The sequence below is a fragment of the Cognatishimia sp. genome, from assembly GCF_964229375.1.
Taxonomy (GTDB): domain Bacteria; phylum Pseudomonadota; class Alphaproteobacteria; order Rhodobacterales; family Rhodobacteraceae; genus Cognatishimia.
Genome location: NZ_CAXREH010000105.1, coordinates 1 through 12762, shown reverse-complemented (window position 1 = coordinate 12762; position 12762 = coordinate 1). Strand labels below are relative to the sequence as shown.

The following is a 12762-nucleotide window of genomic DNA, read 5'->3' as shown; positions in this document are numbered from 1 at the left end:
ATGGCCGGAACCGAACAGCACTATATCATGCCAAAGGCCGAATTCGACCGGCCTGTGAAACTGTTGATCGTAGTCTCTCCTTACTACAAGGACATTGCGGACAATATGGTTGCAGGCGCGATTGCCGAAATCGAAGCCTGTGGCGGAACCTATGAGATTGTCGAAGTCCCCGGCGCGCTGGAAATCCCGACGGCCATCGGAATGGCTGGGCGCATGGCGAATTTTGATGGCTTTGTGGCTTTGGGCTGTGTGATCCGCGGCGAGACCACCCACTACGATACGGTCTGTAACGACAGCTCGCGCGCGATCCAACTGCTTGGTTTGCAAGGGCTTTCGATTGGCAACGGTATTCTGACCGTCGAAAACCGGCCACAGGCCGAAGTGCGCGCAGACCCAAAAGATCAAAATAAAGGCGGCGGGGCTGCTGCTGCGGCCTTGCATCTTATCGCGCTTTCGCGCAAATGGGGCGGCCCGCGTAAGGGAGTCGGATTTATTCCGGCGACTGACGAGTTGAAGATCGCGGGCGCGACAAAGGATACCCCGACCGCATGACCTCTGAGCTCTCAGGCAACCAGAAACGCAAGATGAAGTCCGCCGCCCGTTTGTTCGCGGTGCAGGCGCTTTATCAGATGGAACAATCCGGTCAGACCTTTGACCAGGTTCGCGTTGAATTCATTGATCACCGCTTTGGTGAAGTCTTTGACGACTATGAAATGCTTGAGGGCGACGTTGCGCTGTTCTCTGAGCTGCTTGAGCAGGCGGTGAACCATCAGGCGCTGGTGGACCAGATGACAGATCGCGCGCTGGTGGCCAAATGGCCGTTGGGACGCATCGACAGCACCCTGCGGGCGCTGTTCCGGGCGGCCGGGGCCGAGTTTACTCAGACAGACACACCGCCCAAGGTCGTTATCGTAGAGTTCGTGCAAGTCGCGCAGGCGTTCTTTCCGGAAGGCAAAGAAAGCCAGTTTGTGAACGCCGTGCTGGACCATATGGCGCGCGAAGCGAAACCCGAAGCGTTCTAGGATCTATCGGCGGTCTATGCTGACCGCTGGTTCAGAAATCCAGACCCAAGTCGATGGTGCGTGCAGAATGGGTCAACGCGCCGGAACTGATATAGTCGACACCGGTTTCCGCGATGGATTTGATGCGCTCCAGCGTTACATTGCCAGAGGCTTCGGTTTTCATAGCGCCATTAACCATTTCTACAGCTTTGCGCAGTAGATCATTGTCCATGTTATCCAGTAACACGACCGAGGCGCCTCCGGTCTCCAACACCTCTGCCAGTTGATCCAGACGATCGACTTCGATTTCGACGGCCATCATGTGGCTGGCATGGCGTTTGGTGGCCTCTAAAACCTGTTGCACGCCGCCTGCGGCTGCGATGTGGTTGTCTTTGATCAGGATCGCATCTGACAGGGAATAGCGGTGATTGTGCCCGCCGCCGTGCAATACCGCGAGTTTCTCGGCCAGCCGCATGTTTGGGGTGGTCTTGCGGGTGCAGGTGATACGCGCATCTGTGCCCTTGGCTTCGGCCACAAACCCAGCGGTCTTGGTCGCGATGCCGGTCAAACGGCCCGCATAGTTCAGCGCAACACGCTCGGCCGACAGGATCGACGCGGCAGAGCCTGTGATTTCCATCAAGGTCTCACCCTTGTTTGCGGTTTTGCCATCTGCAACCCGGGTCAGGATCTGCAGCGCAGGATCAACCAGCCTAAAGGCAAGCGCCGCGATCTGCATACCCGAGACAACCGCGTCTTCACGCGCGTTCAGCCGCGCCACATATGTGGTGTCAGAGGGGATCACAGCGCGGGTTGTGACGTCGCCATAGCTGCCCAGATCCTCCATCAACGCGGCTTTGACCATAGGTTCTAGAATAAGGTCGGGCACTGTTGCGAAACTCATAGGGCTTCCTCGATTTGGGTGACCACGTCAGCGCGAATTTTCAGCGCCTGAGCCAATGTCATTTTGGACCGCTTGCCCGGACCTTCCGCTGGCTCGGGAAAATCTGAACGGGCGTGCGCGCCGCGGGATTCCTCGCGCACCAAGGCCGCCGCCGCGATCAGCGTGGCGGTCGCGCACATATTCAGCAGGCTTTCGTTGTCGGTCTGTGTTTCGATCTCATAAAGCGTCTTCAATGCAGTCGTCAGCCCCAGCGCCGTGCGCAGCACGCCGACGTTCTCAGACATTGTTGCTCGCAGCCGCGCAACCGCTGTGGCCTCGGGCGCCTGTGATTGCCCCGCGAATTCAATGTCAACTTCGGGCGCACGATCTGCCGTAGCCGTCTGCTTGATCCCCTCGGCACAGATACGCGCATAGACGAGCGCCTCGAGTAATCCGTTTGATGCCAGACGGTTAGAGCCATGCAGGCCCGTAGAGCTGGCCTCGCCACAGACCCAAAGGTTGCCGAGCGTCGCGCGCCCTTCAGCATCAGTCGCGATGCCGCCCATATGGTAGTGCGCCGCCGGGGCCACAGGAATGGGCTGTTGCACAGGATCAATGCCGTTGCGCGCGCAATATTCGGCCACCGAAGGGAACATCGTCAGCACTTTGGCCCCAAGCGCATCGCGGGTGTCCAGCAGTGGGCGGTTCCCGGCCTGATGCTGGGCAAACACAGCGCGGGCTACGATGTCGCGCGGGGCAAGCTCTGCGCTGGGATGCACCGAGGGCATAAAGCGCGTGCCGTTTTTGTCGACCAGGATCGCGCCTTCGCCGCGCAGGGCTTCGGTCGCCAGCGGGGCAGGGTCTTCGCCCACGTCGATCGCGGTTGGGTGAAATTGCACGAATTCTGCGTCAGCGATCATAGCGCCTGCGCGGGCCGCCATGCCGATGACTTGCCCGCGAATGCGCGGCGGGTTGGTCGTCAGCGCATAAAGTCCGCCCGAGCCTCCGCCCGCCAAAAGATAGGCCGCGCCGCGCACCATAACGGGGTCCGAGCGCTCTTGATCGCTGTCGGTAATCGCGACGCCCACAACAGCGCCGTCCTGCGTGTCCAAAGACACGGCCATTGTGCCTTCAAGCACTTGAATTGACGGGGTTTCGCGAACCTCTTCGATCAAGGCCGCCATAATTTCGGCCCCGGCTTGATCGCCCTTGACGCGCACAACGCGGGCATAGCTGTGGGCCGCCTCGCGCGACAGCACATATTCGCCCTCGGCGGTGCGATCAAATGGCGTTCCAAGGGTTGTCAGGTCCAGAATGTGGTCACGTGCCTCTTGCGTGACCATATGGGCGACCTTGGGATCGACCGTGCCAGCGCCCGCATCAAGCGTGTCTTTGGCGTGGGATTCAGGGCTGTCGTGGGCCGCCATCGCCGCGGCGACACCGCCTTGGGCCCAGGCCGAGCTTGCCCCTTCGCCCAAAGGTTCGGGCGACAACATCACAACCGGGGTCGGGGCCAGTTTCAGCGCCGCATACAAGGCCCCAAGCCCTGCACCGACGATGACCACGCGATCTGTTGTGATGGTTTGCATGTGTCCGTTAAAGGCCCAGTTGCTTGGAAAGATCGATCATCCGCTGCACAGAAAGCCGGGCTTTGGCGGCGACATCCGCGTCGACTTCGACCTGGTTTTCCATGGTGTGCAGCACGTAAAGCACCTTTTCCAAAGAGATTTTCTTCATATAGGGGCACATGTTGCAGGGTTTGGCAAAGTCAACCTCTGGCAGTTCATCCGCGATGTTTGAGGCCATCGAACACTCGGTGATCAGCATGGCTTTCTTGGGTTTGTTGTCATGCACCCATTTGATGATGCCCGAGGTGGACCCGGTAAAGTCGGACTCGGCGACAACGGCGGGGGTGCACTCTGGGTGAGCGATGATTTTGACCTCGGGGTCATACTCGCGATAGGCGCGCAGATCGTCCGCTGTGTAAAGCTCGTGCACGATGCAAGAGCCTTCCCAGAACACGACTTTCTTTTTGGACTGATTGGCGACGTTCTGGGCCAGATATTGGTCTGGCGTCATGATGACCGTATCGCTGTCCATCGCGTCGACAATCTGCACAGCGTTCGAGCTGGTGCAACAAATGTCGGACGCGGCCTTTACCTCGGCAGTTGTGTTTACATAGCTCACTACCGGCGCGCCGGGGTATTTTGCGCGCATCTCTTCGACACCCTTGGCGGTGATAGACTCGGCCAAAGAGCAGCCCGCGCTCATGTCGGGCATCAGAACGGTTTTCTCGGGGCTGAGGATCTTAGACGTCTCGGCCATGAAATGCACACCGCATTGCACGATGACGTCGGCGTCCACTTTGGTGGCCTCAATCGCAAGCTGAAGGCTGTCACCTGAGACATCAGAAATCCCGTGGAAAATTTCTGGCGTCATATAATTGTGGGCTAGAACCACGGCATTGCGCTCACGTTTCAGATCGTTGATCGCTTTGACGTAGGGGGCATAGATGGCCCAATCCGCAGGGCTGACCACACGCGACATACGGCCATAGATGTCAGACATCGAGGCAGCTAGGTCAGGATTCGGTGCAAGATCATAGTGTTCAGACAATTTCGTCGGTGTATCAAGCAACGGTTTGGCTCCGATTGGCTGTGTCATGGGGGCGTTTACAATGCCGTTACATGCTAGGCCAGCGAAATAAAGGTCATAACGGGAAAAGCGGGGGGAATTCCCACCTGTTAGCGCTTACGGAACATATGGTTCCGGTTTCACTGGTTTTTGGAGCCTTATTTTAAGGAGGCGCGGTCTTGCCGGTACGTGTTCAAAGACTGGACCTTTCACAGGGAATGAGGCATAGAGTTTTCGAACTTATGGCGTTTTGGAACAGGCTTGCCCGATTGGGTGCTGTGCAAAGGCCTTGAAAAGATTGACGATGCACGCGTGGCAGTCTTAAAGCCCCATAAGGGTTTGTCTGACACGTCTGAGGAGGCACAAATGGGCATAGTAAACACGCTTCTAAGCGCTGTTACCTGGTGGAACGGTCAGACACTGAACACGCGTATTTTTACCTGGCGCAAGGGTGAAAAAGTCGGCGAGGACGATCAGGGCAATGTCTATTACCGCAACAAGAACGACAGCAAACGCTGGGTGATTTATAACGGCGAGGCCGAAGCAAGCCGTATTGGTCCTGACTGGCACGGCTGGCTGCATCGCACGTTTGACGAAGTACCAAGCGAACAACCACTGCCAAAGAAAGCATGGGAGCAGCCGCATCAGGAAAACCTGACGGGCACCATGTTGGCCTATGCACCTGCCGGATCTATCCGGTCTCAGGCTCCGGTCGAGCGCAGCGACTACGAAGCGTGGTCTCCGGAATAAGAGGCGGGCATGTCGTCATCTACGCAACGCACTGAAATTGCCGTTGGCGGGCTGGTTCTAGCCGCTGCAATCGGATTTGCCGCCTATATGGGGCAGGTTGCCAGCTTTGGCTCTGGCGGCGCGGGCTATGAGCTGAGCGCGTCGTTCCGGTCTATCGAAGGCGTGAGCGTTGGCAGTGATGTGCGACTTGCGGGCGTCAAGGTGGGTACCGTAACCGCAATCGAGTTGGATCCGGTGACGTTTCGCGCAAATACAACCGTGAATTTGCAGAACGATATTCTGTTGCCTGACGACTCGGCCATTGTGATTTCATCCGAAGGCTTGTTGGGCGGCAACTTTGTCGAAGTCTTGCCCGGTGGCTCTCCGTTCAATCTGGAACCTGGATCAGAGATCTTTGATACCCAAGGCGCTGTCAGCCTGGTTTCGCTGCTGATGCGCTTTGTTGGTGGTGGTGACGAATGACACCCGTGCGGTTTGCAAAATGGGTTGCGCTTGCTGGCTTGATGAGTGTGACGTCGGTGCAAGCGCAGGAAATCATTGTGGAATCCCTCGATGATCCGGAAGAGTCGCAAGACACGTTTATCACTGAAACAGACAGCGAAGTCTTTCTGCGTGGTGCGTCCTTGTTTGAGGAAATCACCGAAGAGGTTCGCGCCGTCACCGGGCTTGGCGCAGAGCTTCGTGCGCTGGACAAGACCACCGGAGAGGTGCGCGACATCACGCTGGCAAACGGTCAGTCCGAGGCATTTGGCTATCTGCGCATTGGCCTGACGGAATGTCGGCATCCCGATGACAACGCTGCAGGCGAGGCCTATGCGTTTTTGACCATCGCGGAAAATGACAACGCGGCTGCGCCGGTGTTTCAGGGTTGGATGATTGCATCCTCACCGGCCTTGAACGCCATGGACCACGCCCGTTTTGATGTCTGGGTGTTGCGTTGTCAGGTCGACGCCGCCGCCGCAGATGACGCCAGCACGGATGAGACATCCGGCAATTGATGCCCGGAAATGTCTGCGTGCCTGTGAATGGCGTCTTTCAGCATCGTTTGATACCGGGCGCGTGGAATTTCCTGTGCGCCCAGACTGGCCAGATGGTCCGTGATGAACTGCGTGTCAAACAGACGATATCCACAGCCCCTCAGATGCGCCGTCAAATAGGCGAGGGCGATCTTTGATCCGCCCGTAGCCCGCGAAAACATGCTTTCGCCAAAGAACGCAGCGCCAAGGCTGACGCCATAGACCCCACCGATTAACGTGCCCTCGCGCCAGACCTCTAGGGAATGCGCCTGATTGCGCTTGTGCAGCCCAATGTAAAGCCGCCGGATGGTGTCGCTGATCCACGTATCGTCGCGGTCTGCACATCCATCCAGAACCCCTTCAAAGTCCTGGTTGAGCGAGACGTCATAATCCTTGCGCCGCAGCTGCTTGGCGAGGCTGCGCGAGATGTGAAATCGGTTAAGTGGCAGGATCCCTCGGTGTTTAGGATCGACCCAGAAGATCTCTGGGTCGTCCTTGTGTTCCGCCATGGGAAAGACACCCATAGCATAGGCCTGCATCAACAGATCGAGGGTGATCTCTGAGCGGCGCATCCAGGCTTTTTAGGCGCCGTAGTTGGCGTCCAGCCATTTCTCCAACCAGTGAATGTTATAGTCACCAGAGTGGATATCCGCTTCTTCAAGCAATGCGTGAAACAGCGGCACGGTGGTTTCGACTCCGTCTACGATCAATTCGCCAAGGGCGCGATGCAGACGGGCCAGAGCCTCGGGACGGTCACGGCCATGCACGATCAGCTTGCCGATCAGACTGTCGTAATATGGCGGGATCGAATAGCCGTCATACAGCGCGCTATCCATCCGCACACCCAGTCCGCCCGGTGCGTGATAGTGGCTGATCTTTCCCGGACGCGGCGCAAAACCCGGGAAGGTCTCCGCGTTGATCCGAACTTCGATAGAGTGACCGTTGATTTCGAGGTCTTCCTGTTTGAAAGACAGAGGCAGACCCGCTGCGACGCGAATTTGTTCGCGCACGAGATCAACGCCGAAAATGCTTTCCGTAACAGGGTGTTCCACCTGAAGGCGGGTGTTCATTTCGATGAAATAGAACTCGACCTTTTCATAGAGGAACTCGATTGTGCCGGCACCGCGATAGCCCATTTCGCCAATCGCATCTGCACAGATCTTACCAATCCGCGCGCGTTCTTCTGGTGTGATGCAGGGGCCGGGGGCCTCTTCGAAAACCTTCTGGTGGCGACGCTGCAACGAGCAGTCACGCTCGCCCAGATGCACACCATTGCCTTGACCATCGCCAAAGACTTGGATTTCGATGTGGCGCGGCGTGGTCAGATATTTCTCGATATAGACTTCGTCATTGCCAAAGGCCGCTTTGGCCTCGGTCCGGGCAGAGCCGAATGCGATTTCCATATCATCGGCGGTCAGGGCAACTTTCATGCCGCGGCCACCGCCACCAGCGGTTGCCTTGACGATGACAGGGTAACCAAAGTCTTCGCCGATCTTCTTGGCTGCGGCCAGATCCGGCACGCCGCCTTCAGAGCCGGGCACAACAGGGATGCCCAGTCTCTTGGCGGTGTCTTTTGCCGTGATTTTGTCGCCCATGGTCGAAATGTCACTGGCGCTTGGGCCAATGAAGGTCAGGCCGTGATCCTCGACGATTTCCACAAAGCGGGCGTTTTCAGACAGAAATCCGTACCCAGGGTGGATTGCCTGCGCACCGGTGACTTCGCAGGCCGCGACGATAGACGCCATGTTCAGATAGCTATCGGTGCCAGCCGCAGGGCCCACACAAATCGCTTCGTCTGCCATGCGCACATGCATCGCATCGGCGTCTGCGGTCGAATGAACCGCCACAGACTTGATGCCCATCTCGCGACACGCGCGGATCACGCGCAAGGCGATCTCTCCGCGGTTGGCGATAAGGATTTTATCAAACATTGATGGCGTCCTTATTCGATGATCACCAGAGGCGCGCCAAATTCAACGGTGCCGCCGTCTTCGACCAGAATGCGCTTGACGGTGCCTGCTTTCGGCGCAGGGATCTGGTTCATGGTTTTCATAGCCTCGATGATCAGGATGGTCTGACCTTCGGAAACCTGAGCGCCCACCGTGATGAAGGACGGCGCGCCTGGTTCAGGCTGCAAGTAACATGTGCCAACCATCGGAGAAGTGACCGCACCAGGGTGGCTGGCCGGATCTTCGTTGCTGGCGGCAGGGGCTGCTGGGGCCGCAGGCGCTGCGGCTGGGGCAGGTGCGGCTGCGACTGGCGCTGCTGCGACCGGCGCAGGAGCCATAGCTGTGATGATTTCTTTCTGGCGGCTGACCCGAACATTCATACTGTCGTTGTCGCCATATTCGCGCATCACTTCGAGTTCGGTCAGATCGTTTTTCTCAAGCAATTCAGCCAGGGCTTGGATGAAGGAGACGTCAGCGTCGTGGGTCTTCTTGCTCATATTTCTTCCTCTGATGCGCGGTGTAAGCGCGTCTGTTTCGTTTTCCCTAGGGGGCGGTTATATGCGAATTGATTGCCAAGGAAAAGCGCGGCGAACGGGGAAAAACGCGCATTTCTTACCCTGGGTCAGCTGTTTTTGCGTGTTGTGCATCAGATCGTGCAAAAAACTAGAGCGGCATGCCAGATAATTTCGCCACCAGTTCTGCTAATTTGCGCGCCCCGAACTTGCGCAGCAGACGCGCGCGGTATTCCTCGACGGTGCGATAACTGAGCTGCAGCTCTAGTCCGATTTCCTTAGAGGTCTTGCCGCGACAGGTCAGGATCGCAACCTGCCGCTCGCGCTGCGTCAGGGCTACAACAGGGCGTTCATCTGACAGATCGGCAAAGGTCCAGACACCGCTTTGGAAGGGATTGTCCGGCGACAGGGATTTTCCCCGCACCCTGCACCAGAACAGGCTGCCATCCGCGCGGCGCATGATGCGTTCGTCGTGATAGCGGCCCGACTCTTCCATCGCGGCACGCACTTTTTCGCCAAAGGTCACAAAGTCTTCTTGGCTTGCATAGAATTCGGCAATCGATCTGCCGGAACAGTCCTGTGGCGCCACGCCAAACATCTCGCCAAACGCGCGGTTGGCGGCGTGGATACAGCGGTTGTCCAACATGCACATGCCGATCGGCGCATGATCATAGGCGATCTCGGGAATACTCATGGGCAAAGCATGCACCTTAACGCTGGTCAATCCAAGGCCACAGTTGCCGAGAATTTTCCCAAGCCCCCGTGACCGCACGCAACCCAAACGTGTAAGTTGGGGCTATGAAACTCTGTCGCTTGTCTGTCATTGCTTTGTGTCTGCTACTTTCCGCCTGTTTTGCGCCAGAAAGGGAAACCGGGTGGGCGGTTGGCTATGGCCGGTCTTATGCCGCGCCTCTGAGTGTGACGATGCCTGAAAACGCCTATGCGATCACACAGCAATTCCGGCGCGCCGAGCTTTATTCCGGTGGCAGCGAAGTCACGGACCACTTTGGCATCGACGTGCATGCGCCCCTTGGCACGCCCGTCCTTGCGGTGGCAAGCGGGCGCGTGATCGCATCGCATTGGGAACCGGGCTATGGGCACCGGATCGAGGTGGATCACGGCACCGACGGCAACGGCCACAGCGCGCAGACCAACTACGTGCATCTTCGGAAACGGCTGGTGCGGGTTGGCGATCAGGTCAAACAAGGCCAGCAGATTGCCACCTTGGGTGCGACCGGTCTTACAGCGGGCGGTTTTCCACATCTGCATTTTGAAGTTCTTTACAAAGGGACCAAGCTGCGCACCCATGCAGCGGACCCAAATCTGTTCTGGGCCAAAGGCATCGGGCGTGTCACATGTTTCGCAAAAAGGCATGTCTGGAGACCTGCGCAGGCCTTTAAAATCACATATCCTGTGGCCTGCGTAAACGAATAGACCCGACGCAGTGCCGGGTCTTTCAAGCGCGTTTATACGTGTCGATTAGTCGACGATCGTCGCCTCGGTCGCGGCGCGCAGCTCGTCCTCGGACACGCCTTCGGCGCATTCAACGATCTTCAGTCCGCCTTCAACCACATCCAGAACGCCCAGATTGGTGATGATGCGATCAACAACGCCAGTGCCGGTCAGGGGCAGGGTGCAAGATTTCAGAACCTTGGAAACCCCGTGTTTGTTGGTGTGATCCATCACAACGATCACGCGGCCAACGCCGGCCACCAGATCCATCGCGCCGCCCATGCCTTTGACCAGCTTGCCCGGAATCATCCAGTTTGCCAGATCACCGTTCTCGGCCACTTCCATCGCGCCAAGGATCGCGGCTGCGATTTTGCCGCCCCGGATCATCGCAAAAGAGGTCGCACTGTCAAAATAGGCGGTCCGATCCAGTTCAGTGATCGTCTGCTTACCTGCGTTGATCAGGTCAGGGTCTTCGTCGCCCTCAAACGGGAAGGGGCCCATGCCCAACATGCCGTTTTCGGATTGCAGGGTGATGTCTTTGTCGCCCACATAGTTCGCCACCAGCGTCGGAATGCCGATGCCAAGGTTCACATACATACCATCGTCCAGCTCTTGCGCTGCACGGGCTGCCATTTGGTTACGATCCCAAGCCATTGTTATGCCTCCTCGCGCGGACGTAGCGTGCGCTGTTCGATGCGTTTTTCGTGATCGCCCTGAATGATGCGGTGTACATAGATGCCAGGGAGGTGGATCTTGTCGGGATCCAGAGAGCCAGTCGGGACGATTTCTTCGACTTCGACGACACAGACCTTGCCACATGTGGCGGCCGGAACGTTGAAGTTGCGCGCAGTTTTGCGGAACACCAGGTTGCCGGTTTCATCCGCTTTCCAGGCCTTCACAATCGCCAGATCGGCAAAGATGCCTTCTTCAAGGATATAGCGCTTGCCGTTGAATTCTTTCTCTTCTTTGCCCTCAGCGATCTGAGTGCCGACACCGGTTGGCGTGTAAAAGCCCGGAATGCCCGCACCGCCAGCACGCATCCGCTCTGCCAAGGTGCCTTGCGGGTTGAATTCCAGCTCTAGTTCGCCGGACAGGTACTGACGCATGAATTCTGCGTTTTCACCGACATACGAGCTGATCATCTTTTTGACCTGCTTGGTCTGCAGCAAAATCCCGATGCCAAAGTCATCGACACCGGCGTTGTTGGACGCGAATGTCAGATCCTTGGTGCCCGCGTCCTTGATCGCGTCCAAGAGCAGTTCCGGAATGCCACAGAGGCCAAAGCCCCCGGCGGCAATAAACATGCCGTCATGCAAGAGGCCATCCAGCGCCTCTGCCGCATTTGCATAGATTTTTTTCATGGATGTCTCCCAAAATAGCTTAGAGCTGTTGTGTATTTTGGGGGCGGGTGAGTCAACGCGTTGGGCGGCGTCCGGTATTACTACGGGCGTCTACCCGTAGTTGAGGCGCATTAAAAAAGCCGGGCGTAACCCCGGCTTTGGTCATGCGTTATTTGTCCGCAGTCTTTTTCTTGGCGGGCGCCTTCTTTTTGGCCGGAGCCTTTTTGCGCGTGCCTTTCTTGGCGGCTTTTTCGTTGACCAGTTCAATGGCCATTTCCACCGTGACGTCCTTGGGCTCTACGTCCTTGGGCAAGGTCGCGTTGACCTTTTCCCATTTCACGTAGGCTCCGTAGCGTCCGTCCATGATGTTCATTGCGCCGCCGTCCGGGTGATCGCCCAGTTCCCGCAACGGTTTGGCAGCCGCAGATGACCCACGCCGACCGGGATTCGCACGTTTTTCGGCCAGCAATTCCACCGCGCGGTTCATACCGATTTCAAAGACATCGTTTGGATCTTTGAGGTTGGCGTAAACAGGCTTTGCCTCGTCTTGCAGCTGATGCATCACATAGGGGCCGAAACGCCCAAAGTTACTTGTGATCTCGCCTCCTTCGGGGTGCAGACCAATGGCACGGGGCAGGGACAACAGAGTCAGAGCCTTTTCCAGGTCCATCGCTGCGGCATCCCAGCCACGCGGCAGTGACGCGCGATCAGGCTTTTTGTTCTCTTCCGTGATTTCGCCGCGTTGCACATAAGGGCCAAAGCGCCCTTTGCGCAGCAGAATGTCATTTTCGTCGTCATCCTGTCCAAGGATCACATCGCCCGCGTCGTCCGCATCGCCGTTCAGCGGACGCGTATAGCGACATTCCGGATAGTTCCCGCAGCCCACAAACCCGCCGGTACGTGAAGTTTTCAGGTGTAGCTGTCCAGTTCCACATTTGGGGCAGATCCGAGGATCCGAGCCGTCTTCGCGTGGCGGGTAAAGCTGTGGCGCAAGGGCTGCGTCCAGCTTGTCCAGAACTTCGGACACCCGCAGGTCGCTGGTTTCTGCAATCGCAGCCGAGAAATCCCGCCAGAACGTGGCCAGCACTTCTTTATAGTCCTGATCGCCGGCTGAAACGTGATCAAGGCTTTCTTCCAGGTTGGCGGTGAATTCATAGCCAACATATTTGCGGAAGAAGTTCATCAAAAAGATCGTAACGATCCGGCCTTTTTCCTCTGGAAACAGGCG

The 12762-nt window shown here is 57.5% G+C and carries 16 protein-coding genes; 6 read left to right on the top strand and 10 right to left on the bottom strand.

What is annotated here, in order from left to right; all coding sequences use genetic code 11:
* Positions 1-552 carry a 6,7-dimethyl-8-ribityllumazine synthase gene (locus ACEQWH_RS08445; RefSeq protein WP_370229716.1) on the top strand — a complete coding sequence of 184 codons (552 nt, stop codon included), beginning with the start codon at positions 1-3 and terminating at the stop codon, positions 550-552.
* Complete coding sequence (gene nusB, locus ACEQWH_RS08440) at positions 549-1022, top strand: transcription antitermination factor NusB (protein WP_370229714.1); 474 nt, start codon at positions 549-551, stop codon at positions 1020-1022. The genes ACEQWH_RS08445 and nusB overlap by 4 nt, the downstream gene beginning before the upstream one ends.
* A gap of 31 nt (positions 1023-1053) precedes the next feature.
* On the opposite strand, the gene nadC is transcribed toward nusB, so the two are convergent.
* The 3 genes from nadC to nadA are packed head-to-tail and all read right to left on the bottom strand — an operon-like array spanning position 1054 to position 4545.
* Positions 1054-1902 (bottom strand): carboxylating nicotinate-nucleotide diphosphorylase, encoded by an 849-nt coding sequence (gene nadC, locus ACEQWH_RS08435; RefSeq protein ID WP_370229712.1) that lies wholly within the window; start codon positions 1900-1902, stop codon positions 1054-1056.
* Positions 1899-3470 carry an L-aspartate oxidase gene (locus ACEQWH_RS08430; RefSeq protein WP_370229710.1) on the bottom strand — a complete coding sequence of 524 codons (1572 nt, stop codon included), beginning with the start codon at positions 3468-3470 and terminating at the stop codon, positions 1899-1901. Before ACEQWH_RS08430 ends, nadC begins: the two co-directional genes overlap by 4 nt.
* A 7-nt stretch (positions 3471-3477) precedes the next feature.
* Positions 3478-4545 carry a quinolinate synthase NadA gene (gene nadA / locus ACEQWH_RS08425; protein ID WP_370229708.1) on the bottom strand — a complete coding sequence of 356 codons (1068 nt, stop codon included), beginning with the start codon at positions 4543-4545 and terminating at the stop codon, positions 3478-3480.
* 336 nt (positions 4546-4881) lie between these two features.
* On the opposite strand from nadA, the gene ACEQWH_RS08420 reads away from it, so the two are divergent.
* Genes ACEQWH_RS08420 through ACEQWH_RS08410 form a run of 3 tightly spaced genes read left to right on the top strand, consistent with a single transcriptional unit; the run spans position 4882 to position 6263 of the window.
* The gene (locus tag ACEQWH_RS08420) at positions 4882-5265 is read left to right on the top strand and encodes an NADH:ubiquinone oxidoreductase subunit NDUFA12 (RefSeq protein WP_370229706.1); all 384 of its coding nucleotides are present in this window, start codon (positions 4882-4884) and stop codon (positions 5263-5265) included.
* A gap of 9 nt (positions 5266-5274) precedes the next feature.
* Positions 5275-5727: an outer membrane lipid asymmetry maintenance protein MlaD gene (mlaD, locus tag ACEQWH_RS08415; protein WP_370229705.1), complete on the top strand. Its 453-nt coding sequence runs from the start codon at positions 5275-5277 to the stop codon at positions 5725-5727.
* A complete protein-coding gene (locus tag ACEQWH_RS08410) occupies positions 5724-6263 on the top strand; it encodes a DUF2155 domain-containing protein (RefSeq protein WP_370229703.1) in 540 nt (179 codons plus the stop codon). The genes mlaD and ACEQWH_RS08410 overlap by 4 nt, the downstream gene beginning before the upstream one ends.
* Here ACEQWH_RS08410 and aat read toward each other — a convergent pair.
* The 4 genes from aat to ACEQWH_RS08390 form a co-directional block, all read right to left on the bottom strand.
* Positions 6206-6853 carry a leucyl/phenylalanyl-tRNA--protein transferase gene (aat, locus tag ACEQWH_RS08405; RefSeq protein ID WP_370229700.1) on the bottom strand — a complete coding sequence of 216 codons (648 nt, stop codon included), beginning with the start codon at positions 6851-6853 and terminating at the stop codon, positions 6206-6208. The genes ACEQWH_RS08410 and aat overlap by 58 nt on opposite strands.
* A gap of 9 nt (positions 6854-6862) precedes the next feature.
* Entirely contained in the window at positions 6863-8212 is a 1350-nt protein-coding gene (gene accC / locus ACEQWH_RS08400) for an acetyl-CoA carboxylase biotin carboxylase subunit (protein WP_370229697.1), read from the bottom strand.
* Between the two features lie 11 nt (positions 8213-8223).
* Positions 8224-8727 carry an acetyl-CoA carboxylase biotin carboxyl carrier protein gene (accB, locus tag ACEQWH_RS08395; RefSeq protein ID WP_370229695.1) on the bottom strand — a complete coding sequence of 168 codons (504 nt, stop codon included), beginning with the start codon at positions 8725-8727 and terminating at the stop codon, positions 8224-8226.
* Between the two features lie 166 nt (positions 8728-8893).
* Positions 8894-9436, bottom strand: a complete 543-nt coding sequence (locus tag ACEQWH_RS08390; protein WP_370229693.1) for a LuxR C-terminal-related transcriptional regulator — start codon at positions 9434-9436, stop codon at positions 8894-8896.
* A 104-nt stretch (positions 9437-9540) separates the two neighbouring features.
* Here ACEQWH_RS08390 and ACEQWH_RS08385 point away from each other — a divergent pair, with 104 nt between their 5' ends.
* A complete protein-coding gene (locus ACEQWH_RS08385; RefSeq protein ID WP_370229690.1) occupies positions 9541-10176 on the top strand; it encodes a M23 family metallopeptidase in 636 nt (211 codons plus the stop codon).
* Between the two features lie 45 nt (positions 10177-10221).
* Here ACEQWH_RS08385 and ACEQWH_RS08380 read toward each other — a convergent pair whose 3' ends face one another.
* The 3 genes from ACEQWH_RS08380 to ACEQWH_RS08370 all read right to left on the bottom strand — a co-directional run.
* Complete coding sequence (locus ACEQWH_RS08380; RefSeq protein WP_370229688.1) at positions 10222-10848, bottom strand: 3-oxoacid CoA-transferase subunit B; 627 nt, start codon at positions 10846-10848, stop codon at positions 10222-10224.
* Positions 10849-10850: 2 nt separating this feature from the next.
* Entirely contained in the window at positions 10851-11555 is a 705-nt protein-coding gene (locus ACEQWH_RS08375; RefSeq protein WP_370229685.1) for a CoA transferase subunit A, read from the bottom strand.
* A 148-nt stretch (positions 11556-11703) separates the two neighbouring features.
* Positions 11704-12762, bottom strand: a 1059-nt coding sequence (locus tag ACEQWH_RS08370) for a topoisomerase C-terminal repeat-containing protein (RefSeq protein WP_370229682.1), incomplete at its 5' end; no start/stop codon positions are given.